The organism is Pseudomonas sp. H3_D04, from assembly GCF_054669175.1.
Map to the genome: position 1 here is coordinate 459,852 of NZ_CP162801.1, position 21,550 is coordinate 481,401.

The following is a 21,550-nucleotide window of genomic DNA, read 5'->3' on the forward strand; positions in this document are numbered from 1 at the left end:
TATGCCCGCGGGAAAGAGGTAGACCGAGCGCCATTGTAGGAGCGGGCGGTGCGGCGATCCGACTTGCCCGCGAAGAGGCCAGTAGCGACACCGCAGATTTCAAGCCGTGTCGACCACCCGATTCCGTCCGTTTTCCTTGGCCTGATACAACGCCTTGTCCGCCGCAAACAGCAAACTCTCCAGGCTGATATCCGTCGCTGTCGTCCAGGTGCTGATCCCGATACTGACAGTCATCGGCCCATCAGCTCCCTCAACCAGCGGCAACTGCTCAACGGCCTTGCGGATATTTTCGGCAATCTGCTGCGCACCGGCGCTATCGGTTTCCGCCAGGATCACCGAAAACTCCTCGCCGCCATAACGGGCAGCCAGGTCCGCCGGTCGTCGCACGTGGGCGCTGATAACGTTGGCCAGCGAGCGCAGCGCTTCGTCGCCGGCCTGATGGCCATGGCGGTCGTTGAACGCTTTGAAATGGTCGGCATCAATCATCATCAGTGACAAAGGCATGCCGGAACGTTGAGCGCGAAACCATTCATGGCGCAGGGCCTGATCCAGCGTTCGGCGGTTGGCCAGCCCCGTCAACGCATCGGTGGCGGCCAGTTGCGCCAGTTCGTGTTCGGCATTGTGACGCCGGCGCAATTCCCGGCGCAGCACCCACGTCAGCCACAGCAGGCTCACGCACAAGGCAGCGGTTGCAGAGCTGACCACCACCGCAGTGCGTTTCCAGGCCGAAAAGACTTCATCACTGGACAGTGCAACGATGACGATCAACGGCAAATTTCCGACCTTGGAGAAGGTGTACAGGCGCTTGTCACGGTATAGATCGGACATGCTGGTGAAGCTGCCGTTGCCTTCTTTGACGATGCGCTGGAAATTGGGGCGGTTACTGAAATCCTTGCCGATCAGCTCTTCGGCCAGGCGTGGTTGCTGGGCCAGGAGAATCCCGTTCTTGCTGATCAGATTGACCGTGCTGTCGCGGCCGATGCTCAAACTGTTGAACAACTGATCGAAGTAACTCAAGCGCATGGCGGCTTCGGCAACCCCCAGAAACTCACCCTGGGAGCCGCTGACCCGTCGACTGAAACTGATACGCCAGTCGTGTTCGGCCGACCTGGCCCGGAAGGGCGGGCTGATGAACATGCCCGGGGCCGGGTTGTTCACGTGCGACTGGAAGTATTCGCGATCAGCGTAGTTGCCTTGCCTGGGTTCCACCGACGCCGAGTCGGCGATCACGTCGCCCTTGTTGTCGAGCAACAAAATGTCGCCCTTGTACGGCGCGGCGGTGGCGCGGTCGAAATAGGCCAGATGGCGAATGGTGGGAGAAACGCTCTTGAGATCTTCTCGCCGGGAGGCGGCGATCAAACCCAGCAGGGAAATATCATAGAGTTCGACATTGCGCAGCACATCGGCGTCGATCAATTGCACGATGTTGTTGGCGGCGCGAGCGGCGGACAACTCGGCGTTGGCGCGTTCACGGATCAGCAGGAAGGTCACAATGCTGAATATCGCAATCACCAACAGCACACTGCCGAGAGTCAGAAGTTGCTCCGATCGTGTCGAGCTGATCGGATGTTGAGATTTCTCATTGCTCACACTCATGGTTCTGACTTCTGCAAATAAGGCGTTATAAAAGTTTTTTACAAGAATCGGGCAGAGTTCCAGAAACCGGTCGCGTCCAGAGCGCTTGTATAAATGCCGGATAAAAAAAAGGCCAGCAAAAAAATGCTGGCCTTTTGCTTAGTGAAGCTTAGAAGACATTGAGCGGGTAGTCGACGATCACCCGGTATTCATCGGTGTCCTGATCCAGCGCGCCATAGCCATTGCCGCCGCGGTTGGTGGCCCATTGCATGCGCACCGCCAGATCCTTGGCCTTGCCGCCCTGGATCACGTACTTGAGATCGATGTCGCGCTCCCAGTGCCTGGCGTTTTTGCCGTCGGCGCTGTACCACGAGGCGTAGCCGCGGCTGTCCGGATCGACTTTGGTCAGGTCCAGTTCGCCTCGGGAGTAGGACAGCGCCGAGGTCAGGCCGGGCAGGCCGAGACCGGCAAAGTCGTAGGCGTACTTGAGTTTCCACGAGCGCTCGTTCGGGCCGTTGAAGTCAGAATACTGCTGGGAGTTGTCGAGGAAGACGCTGTCGCCCTGGCTGATGTAGTCGAACGGCGTGTTGCCGTTGACTCGCTGATACGCCGCCGTAACGCTGTGAAAGCCCACGCCGACGGTGAAATGCAGGCTGTAGGCGTTGTTGTCGATGTTACCCAGCAGCGCATCGCCGGTGTCTTGCGTGTGATAGAAATGCAGGCCCGGGTTGAGGCTGACCAGGTCGTTCAGCGCGTAGGTGTAATCCAGGTCGTAGTAGTACTGGTTCCAGATGTCCTTGAGTTCGGAGGCGTACAGGCTGCTGGTCAACCCCGGCAGACCGCTCCACGCCACACCGGCCCAGTTCAGGTGCTGACTGTCGTCACCGTCTGCCAGGCTGCCGTAGGAGGTGCCGATGCGGGTGTGACCGCTCTGGTTGTACGGCTTGGTGAAGCTCGCCTGGCCACCTTCGATCAGGAAGCCGTCGAAGCTGTGGTTGGTCAGGCTGACCCCACGAAAGGTCTGCGGCAACATGCGGGTTTCGCCGCCGGCAATCACCGGGTTGGCGAGGAACAGGTCGCCGGCCTTCAACTCGGTATCAAAAGCACGCATTTTCAGCGTGCCACCCGCCGTTGAGAACGACCCAGGCGCTTTGCCATTGCCATCGCTGATCGGCAGGATGCTCGAACCATCCGTGCCGCCACCGCCGTCGAGCTTGAGCCCCAGCATGGCGTGGGCATCAACGCCGAACCCGACGGTGCCCTGGGTGAAACCCGATTCAAAGAGACCGAGGAAACCCTGACCCCACTCTATGTTGTCGTCCGCCTGCTGCAGGCGGTTGCGGTTCATGTAGTAGTTACGGACATTAAGGTTGAGGCTCGAACCTTCGACAAAACCTTCCTGACTGGATTCGTCGGCGGCGTAGGCGGCGGGGGTCATCGTTGCAGCGATTGCAATGAACAACGGGTTGAAACGGAGAGGGAAACGCACTTGCGGTAAAGCTCCTTGGTCAACTAAACACTTCATACTCTTGAAGTGCAAAATGTTTCTTGTCAGTGAAGACGAACTGGACGGCGTTTAAACCACAACGAAAAAAAGCCGCTGATAGCAGCGGCTTTGAAGACAACTTTTCAAAGGGAAGAGCCGATGAAAAGTGTCGAGGGAAAAGGAGCAAACGGGTCGGATCAGCTGTCTTTCTCAACCCGTGGTTGGCTTGAAGACATTGATGCTTGAGGGGTTTGCGCAGCCTCTTTAGCCTTGGCTGTCATTTCGCCCTGATGCTCTTCATACGAAGCGGCGCGTGCGGCATTGTGCGCGACGAAGGCCGGCGATTCTTCAGCCACGGCGAACGGAGACAGGAACAAAGAGGACAAAACGAAAGCGCTGGCAATACCCATAGTGTTGGACATCTTTAAAACCTTCTTGCTTGGCAAGTGCTGTTTGGTGCGGCAAAGATAAGGGGGATTGGACAGGGGAAAAAGAGCGGATTCATGAAAGGACTGTTGCGCTAAAAGCAACAGTAGCCAGCGGCGGGAAATGGCTTTTGTGGCGAGGGAGCTTGCTCGCGCTCGACTGCGCAGCAGTCGCAAACAACCCCCCGATTTTCCTGAGGAACCTGAGCGGCTGATTGGGGGGCTGCTACGCAGCCCAGCGCGAGCAAGCTCGCTCGCCACAGGGAAGGGTCTAGACCGGGAGGTGGATGCCGAAGGTGTTCATGCCGTGATCACTGCGCACAAACACATCACCGCCATGCATCAGCGCAATCGCCTTGACGATCGCCAACCCCAGCCCGTGGTTATTCCCGCTGTTGCTGCGCGATGCGTCGACGCGATAAAAACGCTCGAACAATCGAGGCAAATGCTCGCTGGCAATCGGCGACCCGGGGTTGGCCACGCCGATGCTCACCTGGTGCTCCTCGACCTCTATCCGCACCTCAATCACCTGCCCGGGCCCGGTGTGTTGCACCGCGTTACTCAGCAAATTGATCAACGCCCGGCGCAGATGCGCAATCTCGATCCGCACCTGCGCATCTCCACTGACCTGCACCTGAACCTGCGCATCCTCAAGAATGAAATCCAGGTATTCCAGAGTCGTGGCCACTTCGTCGGCCAGCGAGGTGGAAGTCAGTTTGGTCGCCTTGCTGCCCTGATCCGCGCTGGCAAGAAATAGCATGTCATTGATGATCGAACGCAGCCGTTCCAGCTCTTCGAGGTTCGATTGCAGCACTTCGAAGTAGTGTTCCGCCGAGCGTCCACGGGTCAGCGCGACCTGGGTCTGGCCGATCAGGTTGGTCAGCGGCGAGCGCAGTTCGTGGGCGACGTCGGCGTTGAACGACTCAAGCCGCGAATAGGCCTGCTCGACCCGCTCCAGTGTGGAGTTGAACGAATTGACGAACTGATTGAGCTCCGGCGGCAGCGGCGATAAGCGCAAACGCCCGGAACGCAACGGCGGCGCCAGGCGTTGGGCTTCCTGCGACAACTTGATCAAGGGTTTGAGGCCAATCCGCGCCACCCAATAACCCAGCGCCGAGGCCAGCAACACGCCGATAATTGCCAGGCTGATCAGCGCGATCAGCAAATGATGCTGGGTCTGGAAAAACGTCTCGGTGTCGATACCGATCATGAAACGCAGCGGCGGCCGTTGATCCTTGGCCGGGAACTGGCTGACCAGCACTTTCAGCGGATAAGGCTGGTCCGGCAACGTCATGTCGCGCATCCCCAGGGGCCCTTCGGCAAAGGCGCGGATCTGCGGTGTCAGGTTGCCGTATTCGTAATGAGGGTCGCCGCTGATGATCCAGAAACTGATGCGCTTGTCTTCTTCGCCGAGCAACTTGAGCTTGTTGTTGATCTTCACCCAATGCTCCGGCGTGCCATATCGCCCGACGGTGGATTCGAGCACGCTGTAACGCGCGTCCAGCTCCGCCTCGGGCAGCAAACCCAGGCCTTTGTCGACCTGCTGGTACAAGGCCCAGCCGATCAACAGGAACACCAGCAGCGCCACCAGCGTGAACATCCCGCTCAGGCGCAGGGCAATCGAATTACTGGACACCGCGGCTCTCCAGCACATAACCCATGCCCCGGATCGTGTGCAGCAGTTTTTCGTCGAACGGCCCGTCGAGCTTGGCCCGCAGGCGTTTGATCGCGACTTCTACGACGTTGGCGTCGCTGTCGAAATTGATGTCCCAGACCATCTCGGCAATCGCCGTTTTCGAGAGGATTTCACCTTGCCGGCGGGCCAAAACGCTGAGCAGCGAGAACTCCTTGGCGGTCAGGTCCAGGCGGGTGCCGGCGCGGGTGGCCTTGCGGCTGATCAAATCGATCCACAAGTCGGCGATGCTCACTTGCACGGGTTCGTGGCCGCCGCTGCGCCGGGTCAGCGCTTGCAGGCGCGCCACCAGTTCGAGGAAGGAAAACGGCTTGCCGAGGTAATCGTCGGCCCCGTCGCGCAAGCCTTTGATGCGGTCTTCGACCCGCTCGCGGGCGGTGAGCATGATCACCGGGGTTTGCTTGCGCGCACGCAGCGCGCGCAATACACCGAAGCCGTCGAGGCCCGGCAGCATGACGTCGAGGACGATCACCGCGTAGTCGCTTTCCAGCGCCAGGTGCAGGCCTTCGACGCCGTCGCGCGCCAAGTCCACGGTGTAACCCTGTTCCGTCAGGCCGCGGTGCAGATAGTCCGCGGTTTTTTCTTCGTCTTCGATAATCAGAACGCGCATGACCCCGCCTCAGTCTGTGGTTGCCAGCGCCGGCATCGGTGCGGGTTTGGGCTTATGGAAAAGCCGCTCAAGCCACAAGTATATGACCGGAGTGGTAAACAGCGTCAGCGCCTGGCTCACCAGCAAGCCGCCGACCACCGCGATGCCCAATGGCTGGCGCAGTTCGGCGCCGGTGCCGTAGCCGAGCATCAACGGCAGGGCGCCGAGCAGGGCGGCGAGGGTGGTCATGATGATCGGCCGGAACCGCGTGATACAGGCCTGGTAAATCGCCTCTTCCGGTGGCAAGCCACGATTGCGCTGGGCATCGAGAGCGAAGTCGATCATCAGGATGCCGTTTTTCTTGACGATGCCGATCAGCAACACCAGCCCGATCAGCGCCATGATCGAAAAGTCCTGGCCGCAGATCCACAGCATGATCACCGCGCCAAGCCCCGCCGATGGCAGCGTTGAAATAATGGTCAACGGATGGACGAAGCTCTCGTAGAGCACGCCGAGAATGATATACACCGCCACCAGCGCCGCCAGGATCAACCACGGCTGGCTGGCCAGCGAACTCTGGAACGCTTGCGCCGCGCCCTGGAAGTTGCCGCTCATGGCGGCCGGCATGCCGATGTCGGCCTTGGCCTGATTGAGCATGATCACCGCATCGCCCAACGCCACGCCGGGCGCCAGGTTGAACGACAAGTTGGCGGCCGGGAACATGCCGTCGTGGGCAATAGACAACGGGCCAACCGTTGGCGCATCGAATGTCGCCAGGGCCGACAGCGGCACCATTTCCCCGCTCAGCGGCGAGCGCAGGTAGAAATAATTGAGGCTTGCGGCCTTGCCGCGTTGCTGGGTGTCCAGTTCCAGGATCACGTTGTATTGGTTGATCTGGGTCTGGAATTCATTGATCTGCCGTTGGCCGAACGCATCGTACAGCGCTTCATCGACATCACTGGCGGTCAGGCCGAAACGCGCGGCGGCGCTGCGGTCAATGCTGATGTGGGTGATGCTGCCGCCCAGTTGCAGGTCGTTGGAAATGTCGCGGAACGCCGGGTTGGCGCGCAGTTTTTCGGTCAGGCGTTGGGTCCAGGTGCTGAGCGTTGCGCCGTCGTTGCTCTTGAGCACGTATTGATACTGGGCGCGACTCGGGCCGGAGCTGAGGTTGATGTCCTGGCCGGCGCGCAGATAGAGCACGATGCCCGGGACTTTCATCAGTTTCGGACGGATCCGGTCGATGAACTGGCTGGCCGAGACGTCGCGGTCGCCGCGTTTTTTCAGGGAAATCCAGAAGCGGCCATTGGCGATGGTCTGGTTACTGCCCGAGACCCCGACCGAGTGGGAAAACGCCGCAACCGCTGGGTCTGCGGCGACGATTTCGGCCATCGCCAGGTGTTTTTTCACCATGTCGCCGTAGGAAATATCGGCGGCGGCTTCGGTGGTGCCGAGGACAAAACCGGTGTCCTGCACCGGGAAGAACCCCTTGGGAATAAAGATGTAACCGGCCACCGCCAGGCCCAGTGACAGAAAGAAAACCCCGATCATCAGTTTCTGGTGGGCGAGGGCACGGCGCAGCAGTTTTTCATAACCTGTCAGCAAGCGTTCGCCAAACGTGGGTTTGCTGTGGGCGTGATGCACCGGGGCGCGCATGAACAGCGCGGCCAGGGTCGGCGCCAGCGTCAGCGACACCACCACCGAAATCATGATGGTCGAAGTGGCGGTCAGGGCGAATTCCTTGAACAGCCGCCCGACCACGCCACCCATGAACAGCAACGGAATGAACGCCGCCACCAGCGAGAAGCTGATCGAAACCACGGTAAAACCGATCTCGCCGGCACCCTTGATCGCCGCCTCGCGCATGCCGTCGCCGGCCTCCAGGTGGCGGTGAATGTTCTCCACCACCACAATCGCATCGTCGACCACAAACCCCACGGCCACCACGATTGCCACCAGCGTCAGGTTGTTCAGGCTGAAACCCATGATGTACATCAGGGCGAAACTGGCGACCAGCGACACGCCCAGTACGGCGGACACAATCAGGGTCGCCGACCATTGGCGCAGGAACAGCGCCATCACCGCCACCACCAGCATGATCGCGATCAGCAGGGTAATTTCCACTTCATGCAGGGAGGCGCGGATGGTCTGGGTGCGGTCGACCAGCACCTTGACCTGCACCGAGGCCGGCAGCATGGCTTCGAGGCCGGGCAGGGCGGCCTGGATGCGATCAACGGTTTCGACGATGTTGGCGCCCGGCTGCCGGGAAATCACCAGGTTCACCCCGGGTTGATCACCGGCCCACGCCTGAACGTAGGCATTTTCTGAACCGTTGACGACTTTAGCGACATCCTTGAGGTGAACCGGGGCACCGTCCTTGTAGGAAACGATGAGCTGGTTGTATTCCTCGGGGTGGAACAATTGGTCGTTGGTCGACAGTGTCGAGATACTCGACTCACCGTACAACGCACCTTTGGCCAGGTTGAGGCTGGTTTGCTGGATCGCCAGCCGAATGTCCGCCAGGGTCAGGCCGATGGCCGCGAGTTTGTCGGCCGAGACTTGAACACGGATTGCCGGACGTTGCTGGCCGGTGATGTTGATTTGGCCTACGCCGTCGATCTGACTGATCTGACGCGAGAGCAGGGTTTCCACCAAGTCACTGAGTTCGGTGCCGGGCATCAAGGTTGAGTTGATGCTGAGAATCAGCACCGGGCTATCGGCCGGGTTGACCTTGCGCCACGTCGGCAGGTTCGGCATGTCCTTGGGCAGCTTGCCGGCGGCGGTGTTGATTGCGGCCTGCACTTCCTGGGCGGCGGTGTCGATGCTTTTGTCGAGGGTGAATTGCAGGGTCAGGTTGGTCGAGCCCAAGGCGCTGCTCGAGGTCATCTGGGTCACGCCGGGGATGGCGCTGAATTGCACTTCAAGCGGCGTGGCCACCGACGACGCCATGGTTTCGGGGCTGGCGCCGGGCAATTGTGCGGCGACTTGAATGGTCGGGAATTCGGCTTCCGGCAGCGGCGCAATCGGCAGGCGCGGGAAGGCGATGACGCCGAGCAACACCAGGGCAAAGGTCAGCAGGATCGTCGCCACCGGATGATCGATGCACCAGGCTGAGACAGAACCGTGGCCCTTCATGGCTTCGACTCCGATTGCACCACTTGCGGCGGCTCGGTCATTACCTGCACGGTCGAGCCGGGTTTGAGCCGCGACTGGCCGTCGCTGACCAGCACGTCACCCGGTTTTACGCCTTTGATGATGTCCTGGCCGCTGCCTTGGTAGACCATTTGTACGGTGACGGTTTCGACCTTGTCGCCGTTGACGCGGTACACGAAATGTTGATCGAGGCCACGCTGTACGACAGTGGGCGGGACCACCAGCGCATCTTTATCCAGGGCTGTCTGAATTTTTACCGTCACCAGCAGGCCCGGCCAGAGCTTCTGCCCGGGATTGTTGAATTCCGCCTTGGCGCGGATGGTCCCGGTGTTGGCGTTGATCTGGTTGTCGATCAGGGTCAGGTGCCCTTCGCCCAGCAGGTTGCCGGTTTCGCCGTCGGTGTCGGCGCCGATATAGGCCTTCACTTGTGCGCGCTCGGGGTCGCCGATCAGGCCTTGCAGGGTTGGCAGCATTTGTTGCGGCAGGGAAAACTCGACGGCGATCGGGTCAATCTGGGTCACGGTGAACAGGCCCAGGGTGTCGGTCATGCGCAGGAAGTTGCCTTCGTCCACCGTGCGAATACCGACGCGGCCGGTGACCGGGGAGCGAATCTGTGTGTAGGAAAGCTGCACCTGAGCGGCGTCGATTGACGCCTGATTGCCTTGGGCGGTGGCTTTGAGCTGGTTGACCAGGGCTTGTTGCTGGTCGTAGGTCTGCTTGGATACGCCGTCGTCGACGCTGAGCAGTTTGTAGCGCTTGAGGTTGACCAGCGCGACTTGCAGTTGCGCCTGGCTTTCGCCGAGTTGTGCCCGAGCCTGGTCGAGGCTGGCGCGGATCGAGCGGTCGTCGATGGTGGCGAGCAGGTCGCCTTGTTTCACCAATTGGCCTTCTTTGACCAGGATTTTGGTGAGGATGCCGTCGATTTGCGGGCGGACTACGACGCTGTGCAGGGACAGGACCGAGCCGATGCCGGTGACGTAGCGGGGGACGTCTTTTTCGGTGACGCTGACGACTCGAACCGGGATCGCTGTGGGCGCGGCGAGTTTGGCGGTGGCGGGTTTGGTGGCGTACCACGCGCCACTCGCTGCCAGGGCGATCAGCAGGCCTGCGATCAAGGCGGTTTTTTTCTGGGTTCGCATGCGAGTGGGGGCGCCGGGCTAGGTGGTCGGGAGTCGGGTCGGGTTTATACCTTCCTTTATAAACCTGTTCGGCGGTCAGGAAGGTGACTGCTAACTGACGGCGCTGTCAGTTTGGGCTTGGCGGCCTGGTAGCCGACCATGCTGCTGTTGATGGCGTACATATCCATTCCTGCGGTAACGGTTGCTGGCGGTTTCGCTCTTACAGCGACTCACTTTTCCAAACGCCGAAAAGTAAGCAAAAGGCTTCGCCCCAGCGTCCGGCCCCTCGCCTGGGCTCGGCGTACCCTCGCTCCGGCATTCATCTGGGGGCATCGCCTCCGGTCGGCTTCGCTTCGACCTCCTCTCGATGTGTGCGGCTTCGCCGCACGGCGCTACGCGCCCACCCCCAGATGAACGCCTCCACTCAGCCTCCCGAAGGGGCGGGCAGATCAAGATCAAAAGCAGGCGAGCTAACGCTCGGCCTAATGAGTGGTGAAAAGCGAAGCGTGTACACCGAACCCCTTGTAGGAGCGAGGCTTGCCCGCGAAGGCGGCCTGACAGCCGACCAATTTCTTGCAGACGTGCATCGTTCCACTGTAGGAGCGAGGCTTGCCCGCGAAGGCGGCCTGCCAGCCTACCAATTTCTTGCAGACGTGCATCGTTCCACTGTAGGAGCGAGGCTTGCCCGCGAAGGCGGCCTGACAGCCGACCAATCACTTGCAGACGTGCATCGTTCCACTGTAGGAGCGAGGCTTGCCCGCGAAGGCGGCCTGCCAGCCGACCAATTTCTTGCAGACGTGCATCGTTCCACTGTAGGAGCGAGGCTTGCCCGCGAAGGCGGCCTGCCAGCCGACCAATTTCTTGCGGACGTGCATCGTTCCACTGTAGGAGCGAGGCTTGCCCGCGAAGGCGGCCTGCCAGCCGACCAATTTCTTGCAGACGTGCATCGTTCCACTGTAGGAGCGAGGCTTGCCCGCGAAGGCGACCTGCCAGCCGACCAATTTCTTGCGGAGGTGCATCGTTCCACTGTAGGAGCGAGGCTTGCCCGCGAAGGCGGCCTGCCAGCCGACCAATTTCTTGCAGACGTGCATCGTTCCACTGTAGGAGTGAGCCTGCTCGCGATGGCGGCTTGCCAGCCGACCAATTTCTCTCTACTGCCCCCGATTGATCGTTCCCTACGCTCCGCGTGGGAATGCCGCCCGGGACGCTCCGCGTTCCATTTTTGTGTGTTGAAAGATGTTTAAAAAACACAGCGTTTTCCCACGCATTTTTCAGGTTGCCGGGTAGGAAGCGTGTTCTCTAACCTTTGGCTGTCGCTGCAAATTCAGCGACCGGGCGTGAGATCCCCGGCAACTAGTATGCATCTAGCGCCAATGCCACCATAATTGGCGCCAGCTTATCCGCTGCCTGTAAATGCGTTATGGCGGCTGTGTGCGGGCAGACTTCGGTCTGGCCGGGTGCCTACTACCGGTGATCTCACACTGCACATAGCTGCCACCTCTTCGCCGCGTGAGATCCGGCGAATGGTGGCACCCATTTCAGTAGGAGTTTGCATGGATAAGTTAATCCCCGATCCACCCATCAACACCACCACACCCCGCGACGAAACCACCCAGGCCGAATCGCTCATCAAAGACCACGAAGCCATGAAGCGCGCGCTCGATTACTACCTCGATCCCCCCGAGCGCTACATCGAAAAACCGCGCCGGCCGAGCACGATGTTTGTGGTCGATCCTGATGTTGATTCTGAAAGTCTGTTGGCCCATGCCTGTGAGTCGTTGGCGTCGGCGAGTGTGATGAGCAGTGATTTTGCGACGAGTCTGGAGGGGCCGCAGCGGCATACGCTGATGGCGATTCAGCAGGTCATCATGCTGGCGGAGCTGGCGGTGAATCGGGTGTTGGATAGGGTTGAGGTTTCCCGGTAGATAGCGTTCGGTCTGATTGACCGCGTGATCGTTCTTCGCGGGCAAGCCTCGCTCCCACAGGTGCGGGGGTTGCTCGCGATTGGCACAAAACCCGACGGACTCGCTTGCGGCGTGAAGCTTGCGGCTCTGGACACAGGTATACTGCCGCTCTTTCGCGGCTCGCTGACCGGGCCCGACTTTTTGCATCACCCCGGAGCTTTCATGACTTCCCCGACACAACCGCCGGTTGCCGACGCTTTGAGCGACGACCCGGCAGACCTGCCAGACAGCGTCGACTCCAGCGCAGACAGCGAAACCAAAGCCGCGATCCCGGCGTTCAAGTTCCCGTTCAAACCGGGTGATTTGGCCGCTGCGAAGAATGCCAGCCAGCCTTGGTACAAGAATGGCGCGAAGAATGGCCATACCAAGACGCCGGGGGCTGCGCCTCCAGGGACTCGTCGGTCGATGGGTAAGCGCTGAGTTTCAAACGCTGCAGTGCCTGATCAATCGCCTTCGCGAGCAGGCTCGCTCCCACAGTAGATCTCAACAGGACACAGATTTTGTGTACGACGCAGATCAATGGTGGGAGCGAGCCTGCTCGCGAAGGGGCCATAACAGGTTGAACAGCCCTGGAATCAAGCCACCCGCAACGAAATAAACGCATAGTTCACCGGCGCTTCCGTCGCCACCATCGCCCCGGCCGCCTGCACTTGCACGGCGATGTCTTCCCCTGACACATGAAACTGCCAATCACTGCCTGAGCCCGCCAGCGGCTGCGCGGCAACCTGGTCGATGACGGTGGCAAACGCCTTCATATCCGGCAGATAAGCCGTAAATCCATCCCCCTTCAACGCTGTCGTCCGAATCCCCAGCAGCCCGCAAATCGCATCCTTGGTCTGAATGTCGTCGCGATCCGCCTGGCGCGAACGCTGGATCAATCCCGCGAGTTCCTGATCCACCAACTTACCCCCGATGATCAAGTCCGGTCCCTGTTCCCACGATTCGGGCGGGCATTCTTTCACTGCGGTGTTCAGCGCAATGTGCGGATTGATTTCCATCGGGTAGATGCGGCACACCAGCGGGCGGCGTTCGTAGATTCGGCAGAGGTTGTCTTCGTCAAGATTCCGGCAGGGACCGACGTTGTAGGCGGCAAAAGTGATCGCCACGTAAGCCTCGGACGTGCCGCTTCGAACCACTGCTGAGCGACGTTCGGCGTGTTCGCGTTGCTGCACGGGAAGGCCCAGGCCGTTGCCGAGGAAACCTTCCACCAGCACGATCACCTGACCGCCGTCGGCCGCCCACATGCGGGCTTCGGCCAGGGTCAGGGGCACGTGGTGGTCGTTGCAGCATTTGCCGCAACCTACGCAGGAAAATGTCGTATTCATTGAGCGGCCGGTCGCTTCCGAGGGCATGGAACGGCGCCAGAAAGACACCGCGAAGGCTCGGGTCGAAGCAAGTTATGCGCCAGTCACTGGGTTTTGGCGGTGGGGCGGATGGAGTCCCATTCGGTCACGTAGGCGGTTTTGCTCTTTTTGTTGTAGAGGCACAGTTCGGTGCCTTGCTGGCCTTTCATGTGTTTTTGCGGGTATTGGCCTTGCATCAGGAGCGCGGTGTAGTCGACTCGGTCGTCGAACTGCGCGGCGGTGCCGACGGGTTTGGCGTTTTTCAGGCCGCTGGCTTTGGTGCAGCTGGCGAGCACGGCTTTGTCGTAGGCGGCCCAGGCGTCGGGACTGGAGGCGTGGGCTTGGGGGGCGAGGGCGGTAAGGCAGAGCAAGGTCAGGGTGGCGGTTTTCATAAGTCAGGCATCCTTGGGCATTGAGTTGGCCGAGGGGGGGAGTATGCCTGATGGTATTGGGTTGAATGTGTCGGCCCCATCGCGAGCAGGCTCGCTCCCACAGTAGATCTTCACCAGACACCGATTTTGTGTACGACAAAAAACATTGTGGGAGCGAGCCTGCTCGCGATGGCGGTGTATCAGACTGGGACCAATTCTCGGCGGACTACATACATCCCGGCGCTTTCATACAGCCGCTGCGCCCGAAGGTTGTCTTCCAGTACTTTCAAATCCACATAACCTTCCCGGCGGGCCTGAAACACCTGGAACGCGTGGAGCAGTAATGCGCGACCAAGCCCGCGTCGCTGTGCCCGTGGGTGCACCATCAACTTCTTGATGTAGGCGCTGGTCCAGCACTGCGCCACGCCGACGATCCCTTCGGCATCTTGAGCGATGAAGCAGAGCGTGGGGTCGTATTCAGGATCGGTTTCAAAACGTCGCTGCCAGATCGCCAATTCCGGCACACGACCACCGCCTTCCAGGTGACCCAGTTCCATCACGTGATGGACGGCTTGGGCGACTTCGGGACGGTACTCGATCAATTCAATGCCGACCGGCCACGTGATTGCGGGCACCGTCTCGGCAAGGTTGCGCCGCATCAGCAAGCAAAAGCGTTCGGTCATGACTCAGTGACCTTGTTCGGCGACGGCCTTCGCCGCTTCGATCAGGCACCGGGTCAGTTCTGGCGAGGAGAACTTGGTCAGCACCGCGTTGGCCCCGGCCAGACGCGCTTTCTCACTGTTCATCGCGCTGTCCAGTGATGTGTGCAGCAACACATAAAGGTGCGAGAAGTCCGGCGTCTCGCGCAGGGTGCGGGTGAACGCGTAGCCGTCCATCTCCGACATTTCGATGTCCGAGACGATCAGGTTGATCTGCTGCGCCGTGCCTTGCAGGTCCAGCAGGCAGTCGATGGCTTCCTTGGCGCTGCGGGCGGTGTGGCATTGCAGGCCGAGGTTGCGCAAGGTGTGAACCGATTGCTGCAGCGCGACCTGGCTGTCGTCGACCACCAGGATCCGAGCGTTACCCAGCACTTCGGCGTCTTCCATGCTCAGTTCGGTCGGGGCCATTTCGATCTGCGCCGGGGCGATGCCGTGGATGACCTTTTCGATGTCCAGCACTTGCACCAGGGTGCCGTCGACCGAGGTCACGCCGGTGATGTACGAGCGCACGCCGCCGGAGCCGAAGGGCGGCGGGCGGATGTCGGTGGTCAGGCAGTGGACGATCTTGCTCACGGCCTGAACGTGCAGGCCCTGTTTGGAGCGGCTGACGTCGGTGACGATCAGGCAGCCACCATTCGGGTCTTCCAGTGGCCGCTCGCCGATGGCGCGGCTGAGGTCGATTACCGACAACGAGGCGCCGCGCAAGGTGGCAATGCCTTTGACGTGTGGGTGCGACTCCGGCAGCTTGGTCAGCGGCGGGCAGGGGATGATTTCGCTGACTTTCAGCAGGTTGATTGCCATCAGCTTGCCGCTGCGCAAGGTAAACAGCAGAAGCGAAAGTGAGTCTGCGCGGGCTTTGGTGGTGGACATAAAAACCTTCTGTGGAAAAAGGTGATGGGCGAGTAAAAAGTCGCCAAAAACTATTGATGCCGGGTTATCGACTTGTTGGGGGCAGGCTTTAGGCTAAATACCCATTCCCGGCCCAACGGCGAACCCTGTGGCGAGGGAGCTTGCTCCCGCTGGAGTGCGAAGCACTCCCGATCAGGTGATGTGTGTTATCAGACTATCCGCATTTTCAGGTTTTGCGGCTGCTTCGCAGCCGAGCGGGAGCAAGCTCCCTCGCCACAGCGGGGGGGGTTATTTCATCCCTAGGCGCTTGGCCATCCGCCCGAGGTTCGCCCGATCCAGGCCCAACTCGCGCGCCGCGCTTGCCCAGTTGTCGTGGTGCCGTTCCAGGCAAGCGCTGATCAATTGGCGCTGATAATTTTCGGTAGCCTCTCGCAAATCCCCCGACACCAATGCCATTGGGGCCGCCGCCGGTTGCTCGGCGACCACTTCGATGCTGCCATTGGGCAAATCCAGATCCGCCGCACTCAAACTCAGAATCTTCGGCCGTACCTTGCAGTTACCCAGCGCTTTCAAGGCACTGCGACCAATCAAATGCTCCAGCTCCCGCACATTCCCCGGCCAGTCGTATGCCAGCAATGCCACCTGCGCGTCGCTGCTCAGGCGCAGGCTGTTAAGGCCCATCCGCGAGCGGTTCTGTTCCAGGAAATAACCACTGAGCAGCAATACATCGCGCCCGCGATCGCGCAGGGCCGGTACCAGCAGCGGGTATACGCTCAAGCGGTGATAGAAGTCGGCACGGTAGCGGCCGCTGCGCACTTCTTCGGCCAGGTCGCGGTTGGTTGCTGCGATCAGGCGCACGTCCACCTGATGCTCCTTATCCGACCCCAGGCGCTGCAATTGACCGCTTTGCAGCACCCGCAACAACTTGGCCTGCACGGTCAGCGACAGTTCGCCGACTTCATCGAGAAACAGTGTGCCGCCATTGGCCAGTTCGAACTTGCCGCGCCGATCGCTGGTGGCGCCGGTGAAGGCGCCGCGCACATGGCCGAACAATTCGCTCTCCACCAGGGTGTCCGGCAGGGCGGCGCAGTTGAGGCTGATGATCGGTTTGTCCGCCCTTGGCGAAGCGGCGTGAATCGCCTGCGCGACCAATTCCTTGCCGACCCCGGTTTCGCCGGTGATCAGCACGGTCAGGTCGCTGCCGCCCACCAGGCTGATCTCTTCCACCAGGCGTTTATGCGTCTTGCTCTGGCCGATCATCTCGCGGTTTTGCTGGCCGCTGGCCTGGCGGTAGACCTCGGCGCGCTGATGCTCGTCTTCGGCGCGATTGGCCAGGCGTTCGATGCGTTCGGCGGCGTTGACGGTGGCCGCCGCGAGGCTGGCGAAGGCTTGCAGGGCGTCCAGTTCGATGGGTTCAAATTTTTCCGGGTCGAGGGCGTCGAGGGTCAGCAAGCCCCAGGGACGCTCGTCGATGAACAACGGGCAGCCCATGCAGTCGTGAACTTCCAGATGCTCGTCGAGGCCGTCGACCAGACCGTCGTAAGGGTCCGGCAAGTCGCTGTCGGCGGCGAACCGCGTCGGGCCGTGGCTGCTGAGCAACGCTTCGAAACGCGGGTGCTCGCTGACTTTGAAACGGCGGCCCAGGGTGTCGGTGCTCAACCCGTCGACGGCCAGCGGCACCAGCCACTCGCCATCCAGGCGCAGCAGGGCGGCGGCATCGCAGGGGAGCAGGGCGCGCATGGCTTCGAGCAGGCGTCGATAACGCTCGCCTTCGGGCAGTTCGCGGGACAGGTCGGAGACCAGCGGTAGCAGGGCGGTAAGCAAGGATTTTGCAGTCATAGTGACTCCGTGTAGTCGGGATGACTATAAGCCAGCGTGTGTCGATATGACTACTGTGTTTATAAGTTATTGTTTTTAAAGGGTTAAATAGTTGGCATGGAAAGTGATAACCCTAGGGTCATCAGTTAGCAATCCAAAGTAGCCCAGGAGTCACTTTATGCTTAGCGTTCAAGACCGTGCCATCGTCAAATCCACCGTGCCGTTGCTGGAAAGCGGTGGCGAAGCGCTGATCACTCACTTCTACCGCATGATGCTCTCGGAATACCCGGAAGTGCGCCCGCTGTTCAACCAGGCCCACCAGGCCAGCGGTGATCAGCCGCGCGCCCTGGCCAACGGTGTTCTGATGTACGCGCGCCACATCGACCAGCTCGATCAGTTGGGCGACCTCGTCGCCAAGATCATCAACAAGCACGTGGCCCTGCAAATCCTGCCGGAGCACTACCCGATTGTCGGCACTTGCCTGCTGCGTGCGATCTCCGAAGTGCTGGGCGAAGAAATTGCCACCCCTGAGGTGATGAGTGCCTGGGGCGCGGCCTACGGTCAGTTGGCCGACATCCTGATCGGCGCCGAAACCAGCATCTACGATCAAAAGGAACAGGCACCCGGTGGCTGGCGCGGGGCGCGGGAATTCATCGTGGCGGCCAAGGTCGAGGAAAGCGCGGAAATCACCTCGTTCTACTTCGAACCTGCCGACAAAGGCGCGATTCTGGCAGCGGAACCGGGCCAGTACATCGGCATGAAACTGATCCTCGATGGCGAAGAGATCCGTCGTAACTACTCGCTGTCGGCGTTGGCCAACAAGGGCCAGTACCGCATCAGCGTCAAGCGTGAAACCGGTGGCCGCGCCTCCAACCACTTGCACGATCAGTTGCACGTTGGTTCGAGCATCCAGCTGTTCCCGCCATCGGGCGAGTTCACCCTGACCGCCAGTGACAAACCGCTGGTGCTGATCAGCGGAGGTGTCGGCATCACCCCGACGCTGGCGATGCTGGAAGCGGCGCTGGCCACCGAACGGCCGGTGCACTTTATCCACTGCGCGCGCAACGGCAGCGTTCATGCATTCCGCGACTGGATCGATGGCTTGGCCGAGCGTCACCCGCAACTCAAACGCTTCTATTGCTACGCCGAAGATGATGGCGTGAGCCCGGCGGCCGACACGGTCGGGCTGTTGAGCCGCGAGCAACTGGGCGAGTGGTTGCCGGAGCAGCGCGATCTGGATGCTTACTTCCTGGGGCCGAAAGGGTTCATGGCGGCAATCAAGCGTCACCTCAAGGCGTTGGGTGTGCCGGAGAAGCAGAGCCGTTACGAGTTCTTTGGGCCGGCTTCGGCGTTGGAGTAACTGTTTGCGGCGACTCGGGAGACCGAGTCGCCTGCTTCGCGGGCAAGCCCCGCTCCTACAGGTTTTGTACCGTTGCGCAATCGCGCGAACAACACAAAATCTGTAGGAGCGGGGCTTGCCCGCGATAGACGCGCCGCGGTCCCGATTCGTAAAAATCCCTTAAAAGTTAATCCGTTCTTAACCGGTTTATCGTTTATTCCCCGATGCTGATGATAGGCGCTCGTTCGTTTACATGATCAGGATCGCCCCATGACTCACTTCACCTTCTCCCGTCTCGTTCTATCGGCTGCGTTACTGGCCAGCCCTTTCGCGTTCGCCGAATCCGCCTTGCTCCAGCCGCAGACCTTGATCGTTGATCAGAGCCTGCCCAAGGCGCAGCGTGATGCGATGGAATTGGCAGCTCGTCGTTACGGTAGTTTCTGGAACAGCGGGGAGGAGGCGTTGGCCAAGGCGGCCTTGTCGGAGCAATTCATCGACATGACCCCGCCTGAAGGCCGGGTCCAGGGGCCGACCGGGCCGCTGCTGGCGTCGAAGTTTTTCCGCACGGCGGTGCCGGACCTGAGCTGCGAGATCGAGCAAATGATCATTGCTGGCGACCGGGTGGTAGTGCATTTGCACTTTCGCGGTCACTTCACTGGTCCGTTCAAGGCTCTCAAAGGTCAGGGTCAGCGTGTAGACTTCCGGGCAACCGATATCTATCAGATCAAAAGCGGTCGCATCGCGGCCAATTGGCATATCGAAGACAACATCAGCCTCATGCAGCAGCTGCAAGCGCAGCCGCCGGCGAGCTGATCCACGAGCATAAAAGGGAAACGCGATGAGCGAGGAAACAATGCGGTTGGGACGTGAACGGCGCTATCTGGTGTTGCTGGGTATCATCTGCCTGGCGCTGATCGGTGGCGCGCTGTACATGCAAATTGTGCTGGGCGAGGCGCCGTGCCCGCTGTGCATCCTGCAACGTTACGCGCTGTTGCTGATTGCGCTGTTTGCCTTCATTGGCGCGGCGATGCGCACCCGCCGCAGCATCACGGTGTTTGAAACCCTGGTGGTGATTTTCGCACTGGCCGGCGTCGCGGTGGCCGGGCATCACGTCTACACCCAGTTCTACCCGGCGGTCAGCTGTGGCATCGATGTGCTGCAACCGATTGTCGATGGCCTGCCGCTGGCGAAGATTTTCCCGCTGGGCTTTCAGGTCGACGGTTTCTGCTCCACGCCATACCCGCCGATCCTCGGTTTGTCGCTGGCGCAGTGGGCGCTGGTGGCGTTCGTGCTGATCGTGGTGCTGGTGCCGCTGCTCACTTCGCGTAACCGCAAAGCACTGCGCTGAGGTCATCCGCCACTCGTGCGGATAACGTGAAAAAACGCCCCGGTCCTCATCAAGAGGGCCGGGGCGTTTTGCATTTCAAGGGACAAATAAAAAGTCCGTGATGTGCGACAAGAAAGGGTGCGACACGTGTGCGACATGTTGTCACAGCGTGACTGTCGCAAGGCATTTCAACGGGCAGAATCGGTGTATGGCCTGGCAACAAAATTGGCCTGCTCAGGCGTCTGCCGATTTATTGGCCATCGCACGCAAACAGACAGTTTTAACAGCGGCTGGCAAATCGCCAGAGCCCTTGTCTTGTAGGGGCTAGGGCACCGTCGAAGTGTCTGCGTCAGCCCCGATAGCTGTCTGAACTGCGCCCTGTAGACCTACAAATTTTGGTGTTTTTGTTGAGAATTAATTTCGATAAGATGCCGCACTTTTGCAAAATCCGTTAATGATTGTTGCTGGAATGGATAAAAATTATTTCGGGATGAGACATGGTTTATGAGTCGCTACGTATCTACAATCGCCCGCACTGAATTCCGGCACTGCTCACCTTGAGCAGGAAAACAGGGCGTCGAGGGGCTTGAACGCTTCGTGCGACTCCCAGGTGTCGGAGCCTTCCAACTATCCGCACCAAATGGAATTGGTCTGTAACAAGGCCTTTGACCACGAATTCGAATAAGAACTTACCGCTAGCCCAGGATTTGTCGAACAGCGTCTGACGCGCGACGGGCAGCCCTTATTCAATCCAAGAAAAATGCCAACCCTTGGCAGGGTGAAGTGTTGGCGATCAAAACCCAACTGCATTGCGCAAGCTGCTTTAGAGGTCGTGAGATGAGTAAAAACAGGTACCCCAGACTACTAGGCTTATTGCCGCTGCTCGGCACGTTGTTGCTGTCAGGCTGCAACATGACCTTGCTCAATCCCACGGGCCAGGTCGGCCTGGAACAGCGAAACCTGATCATCACCGCCACGCTGCTGATGCTGTTGGTCGTGGTGCCGGTTATCGTCATGACCTTCCTGTTCGCCTGGAAGTACCGTGCCTCTAACAAGGACGCCATTTACACCCCGAAATGGTCTCACTCGACCAAAATCGAAGTGGCCGTCTGGACCATCCCGGTCCTGATCATCGTTGCCCTGGGTTACATCACCTACATTTCGACCCACGAATTGGACCCGTACCGTCCGATTCAATCCGACGTCAAGCCTGTGACCATCGAAGTGGTCGCGCTGGACTGGAAGTGGCTGTTCATCTACCCGGAACAAGGCATTGCCACGGTCAACAAGATCGTGTTCCCGGCGCACACGCCAATCAACTTCAAGATCACCTCCGACGCCGTGATGAACTCGTTCTTCATCCCGGGCCTGGGCGGCCAGATCTACGCGATGGCGGGCATGCAGACCAAGCTGCACTTGATCGCTGACCGTAACGCTGAAATGGACGGTATCTCCGCCAACTACAGCGGCGCGGGTTTCACCGGTATGAAATTCAAAGCGATCGCAACTTCCCAGGAAGATTTCGACGCCTGGGTAAGTGAAGTCAAAAAGTCACCTAAGCAGCTTGAACAAGTTGAGTACGCAGCCCTTGCCAAGCAGAGCCAGAACAACCCAGTCGAGCTCTACTCCTCGGTGACGCCGAACCTGTTCCAGACCATCGTCGACAAGTACGAAGGCATGAAACCGGGTCCTAAGGTGAAGCACGAGAAGAAAGAGAAAGAAGTGGCCGCTACGCAAGGAATGGACATGAACTCGCATTCAGCTGCCGGGGCAGAGGAGTAAAC

Annotated in this window: 19 protein-coding genes; 6 read left to right on the plus strand and 13 right to left on the minus strand. The window is 60.0% G+C overall.

Annotated features, from left to right (window positions below; genetic code table 11):
- Window positions 1-99 precede the first annotated feature (99 nt).
- The 8 genes from AB4N91_RS02265 to AB4N91_RS02300 all read right to left on the minus strand — a co-directional run bounded on the left by AB4N91_RS02265 (window position 100) and on the right by AB4N91_RS02300 (window position 11,127).
- Window positions 100-1,596 (minus strand): sensor domain-containing diguanylate cyclase, encoded by a 1,497-nt coding sequence (locus AB4N91_RS02265; RefSeq protein ID WP_460112080.1) that lies wholly within the window; start codon window positions 1,594-1,596, stop codon window positions 100-102.
- Between the two features lie 148 nt (window positions 1,597-1,744).
- Window positions 1,745-3,064: an OprD family porin gene (locus AB4N91_RS02270; RefSeq protein WP_154912455.1), complete on the minus strand. Its 1,320-nt coding sequence runs from the start codon at window positions 3,062-3,064 to the stop codon at window positions 1,745-1,747.
- A 194-nt stretch (window positions 3,065-3,258) separates the two neighbouring features.
- Window positions 3,259-3,483 carry a hypothetical protein gene (locus AB4N91_RS02275; RefSeq protein ID WP_010458093.1) on the minus strand — a complete coding sequence of 75 codons (225 nt, stop codon included), beginning with the start codon at window positions 3,481-3,483 and terminating at the stop codon, window positions 3,259-3,261.
- Between the two features lie 274 nt (window positions 3,484-3,757).
- Window positions 3,758-5,122 carry a heavy metal sensor histidine kinase gene (locus AB4N91_RS02280; protein ID WP_077748987.1) on the minus strand — a complete coding sequence of 455 codons (1,365 nt, stop codon included), beginning with the start codon at window positions 5,120-5,122 and terminating at the stop codon, window positions 3,758-3,760.
- On the minus strand, window positions 5,112-5,789 hold the full coding sequence (locus tag AB4N91_RS02285) for a heavy metal response regulator transcription factor (RefSeq protein ID WP_007916978.1): 678 nt from the start codon (window positions 5,787-5,789) through the stop codon (window positions 5,112-5,114). The genes AB4N91_RS02280 and AB4N91_RS02285 overlap by 11 nt, the downstream gene beginning before the upstream one ends.
- Before the next feature lie 9 nt (window positions 5,790-5,798).
- Window positions 5,799-8,900 carry a multidrug efflux RND transporter permease subunit gene (locus AB4N91_RS02290; RefSeq protein ID WP_102593547.1) on the minus strand — a complete coding sequence of 1,034 codons (3,102 nt, stop codon included), beginning with the start codon at window positions 8,898-8,900 and terminating at the stop codon, window positions 5,799-5,801.
- Window positions 8,897-10,057 carry an efflux RND transporter periplasmic adaptor subunit gene (locus AB4N91_RS02295; protein ID WP_010458085.1) on the minus strand — a complete coding sequence of 387 codons (1,161 nt, stop codon included), beginning with the start codon at window positions 10,055-10,057 and terminating at the stop codon, window positions 8,897-8,899. Before AB4N91_RS02295 ends, AB4N91_RS02290 begins: the two co-directional genes overlap by 4 nt.
- Window positions 10,058-10,749: 692 nt before the next feature.
- Window positions 10,750-11,127, minus strand: a complete 378-nt coding sequence (locus AB4N91_RS02300; RefSeq protein WP_460112081.1) for a hypothetical protein — start codon at window positions 11,125-11,127, stop codon at window positions 10,750-10,752.
- Between the two features lie 462 nt (window positions 11,128-11,589).
- Here AB4N91_RS02300 and AB4N91_RS02305 point away from each other — a divergent pair, with 462 nt between their 5' ends.
- Both AB4N91_RS02305 and AB4N91_RS02310 read left to right on the plus strand, forming a co-directional pair.
- The gene (locus AB4N91_RS02305) at window positions 11,590-11,961 is read left to right on the plus strand and encodes a DUF6124 family protein (protein ID WP_460112082.1); all 372 of its coding nucleotides are present in this window, start codon (window positions 11,590-11,592) and stop codon (window positions 11,959-11,961) included.
- 201 nt (window positions 11,962-12,162) lie between these two features.
- On the plus strand, window positions 12,163-12,420 hold the full coding sequence (locus tag AB4N91_RS02310; RefSeq protein ID WP_083375782.1) for a hypothetical protein: 258 nt from the start codon (window positions 12,163-12,165) through the stop codon (window positions 12,418-12,420).
- 155 nt (window positions 12,421-12,575) lie between these two features.
- Here AB4N91_RS02310 and AB4N91_RS02315 read toward each other — a convergent pair whose 3' ends face one another.
- From AB4N91_RS02315 to norR, 5 genes are all read right to left on the minus strand, one after another.
- Entirely contained in the window at window positions 12,576-13,325 is a 750-nt protein-coding gene (locus AB4N91_RS02315; protein WP_154501696.1) for a YkgJ family cysteine cluster protein, read from the minus strand.
- Window positions 13,326-13,408: 83 nt separating this feature from the next.
- Complete coding sequence (locus AB4N91_RS02320; protein WP_077749378.1) at window positions 13,409-13,735, minus strand: hypothetical protein; 327 nt, start codon at window positions 13,733-13,735, stop codon at window positions 13,409-13,411.
- A gap of 179 nt (window positions 13,736-13,914) precedes the next feature.
- The gene (locus AB4N91_RS02325) at window positions 13,915-14,373 is read right to left on the minus strand and encodes a GNAT family N-acetyltransferase (RefSeq protein ID WP_083377268.1); all 459 of its coding nucleotides are present in this window, start codon (window positions 14,371-14,373) and stop codon (window positions 13,915-13,917) included.
- Between the two features lie 27 nt (window positions 14,374-14,400).
- Window positions 14,401-15,303, minus strand: a complete 903-nt coding sequence (locus AB4N91_RS02330; RefSeq protein ID WP_010458072.1) for a chemotaxis protein CheV — start codon at window positions 15,301-15,303, stop codon at window positions 14,401-14,403.
- A gap of 267 nt (window positions 15,304-15,570) precedes the next feature.
- The gene (gene norR / locus AB4N91_RS02335; RefSeq protein WP_169857853.1) at window positions 15,571-17,121 is read right to left on the minus strand and encodes a nitric oxide reductase transcriptional regulator NorR; all 1,551 of its coding nucleotides are present in this window, start codon (window positions 17,119-17,121) and stop codon (window positions 15,571-15,573) included.
- A gap of 157 nt (window positions 17,122-17,278) precedes the next feature.
- Here norR and hmpA point away from each other — a divergent pair, with 157 nt between their 5' ends.
- From hmpA to cyoA, 4 genes are all read left to right on the plus strand, one after another.
- Window positions 17,279-18,460 carry an NO-inducible flavohemoprotein gene (gene hmpA / locus AB4N91_RS02340; protein WP_010458067.1) on the plus strand — a complete coding sequence of 394 codons (1,182 nt, stop codon included), beginning with the start codon at window positions 17,279-17,281 and terminating at the stop codon, window positions 18,458-18,460.
- Between the two features lie 249 nt (window positions 18,461-18,709).
- Entirely contained in the window at window positions 18,710-19,252 is a 543-nt protein-coding gene (locus AB4N91_RS02345) for an ester cyclase (protein WP_010458066.1), read from the plus strand.
- 25 nt (window positions 19,253-19,277) lie between these two features.
- The gene (locus tag AB4N91_RS02350) at window positions 19,278-19,787 is read left to right on the plus strand and encodes a disulfide bond formation protein B (RefSeq protein ID WP_145308392.1); all 510 of its coding nucleotides are present in this window, start codon (window positions 19,278-19,280) and stop codon (window positions 19,785-19,787) included.
- Between the two features lie 816 nt (window positions 19,788-20,603).
- Window positions 20,604-21,548, plus strand: coding sequence for a ubiquinol oxidase subunit II (gene cyoA, locus AB4N91_RS02355; RefSeq protein ID WP_010458061.1), 945 nt, complete (start codon window positions 20,604-20,606; stop codon window positions 21,546-21,548).
- Window positions 21,549-21,550: the final 2 nt, after the last annotated feature.

Excerpts from the sequence above, each read along its gene's own strand:
- AB4N91_RS02265 (WP_460112080.1), bottom strand. The coding sequence starts at position 1,596 with ATGAGTGTGAGCAATGAGAAATCTCAACATCCGATCAGCTCGACACGA.
- AB4N91_RS02275 (WP_010458093.1), bottom strand. The coding sequence starts at position 3,483 with ATGTCCAACACTATGGGTATTGCCAGCGCTTTCGTTTTGTCCTCTTTG.
- AB4N91_RS02285 (WP_007916978.1), bottom strand. The coding sequence starts at position 5,789 with ATGCGCGTTCTGATTATCGAAGACGAAGAAAAAACCGCGGACTATCTG.
- AB4N91_RS02290 (WP_102593547.1), bottom strand. The coding sequence starts at position 8,900 with ATGAAGGGCCACGGTTCTGTCTCAGCCTGGTGCATCGATCATCCGGTG.
- AB4N91_RS02295 (WP_010458085.1), bottom strand. The coding sequence starts at position 10,057 with ATGCGAACCCAGAAAAAAACCGCCTTGATCGCAGGCCTGCTGATCGCC.
- AB4N91_RS02300 (WP_460112081.1), bottom strand. The coding sequence starts at position 11,127 with ATGCACGTCTGCAAGAAATTGGTCGGCTGGCAGGCCGCCTTCGCGGGC.
- AB4N91_RS02305 (WP_460112082.1), top strand. The coding sequence starts at position 11,590 with ATGGATAAGTTAATCCCCGATCCACCCATCAACACCACCACACCCCGC.
- AB4N91_RS02310 (WP_083375782.1), top strand. The coding sequence starts at position 12,163 with ATGACTTCCCCGACACAACCGCCGGTTGCCGACGCTTTGAGCGACGAC.
- AB4N91_RS02315 (WP_154501696.1), bottom strand. The coding sequence starts at position 13,325 with ATGAATACGACATTTTCCTGCGTAGGTTGCGGCAAATGCTGCAACGAC.
- AB4N91_RS02320 (WP_077749378.1), bottom strand. The coding sequence starts at position 13,735 with ATGAAAACCGCCACCCTGACCTTGCTCTGCCTTACCGCCCTCGCCCCC.
- AB4N91_RS02325 (WP_083377268.1), bottom strand. The coding sequence starts at position 14,373 with ATGCGGCGCAACCTTGCCGAGACGGTGCCCGCAATCACGTGGCCGGTC.
- AB4N91_RS02330 (WP_010458072.1), bottom strand. The coding sequence starts at position 15,303 with ATGTCCACCACCAAAGCCCGCGCAGACTCACTTTCGCTTCTGCTGTTT.
- norR (WP_169857853.1), bottom strand. The coding sequence starts at position 17,121 with ATGACTGCAAAATCCTTGCTTACCGCCCTGCTACCGCTGGTCTCCGAC.
- hmpA (WP_010458067.1), top strand. The coding sequence starts at position 17,279 with ATGCTTAGCGTTCAAGACCGTGCCATCGTCAAATCCACCGTGCCGTTG.
- AB4N91_RS02345 (WP_010458066.1), top strand. The coding sequence starts at position 18,710 with ATGACTCACTTCACCTTCTCCCGTCTCGTTCTATCGGCTGCGTTACTG.
- AB4N91_RS02350 (WP_145308392.1), top strand. The coding sequence starts at position 19,278 with ATGAGCGAGGAAACAATGCGGTTGGGACGTGAACGGCGCTATCTGGTG.
- cyoA (WP_010458061.1), top strand. The coding sequence starts at position 20,604 with ATGAGTAAAAACAGGTACCCCAGACTACTAGGCTTATTGCCGCTGCTC.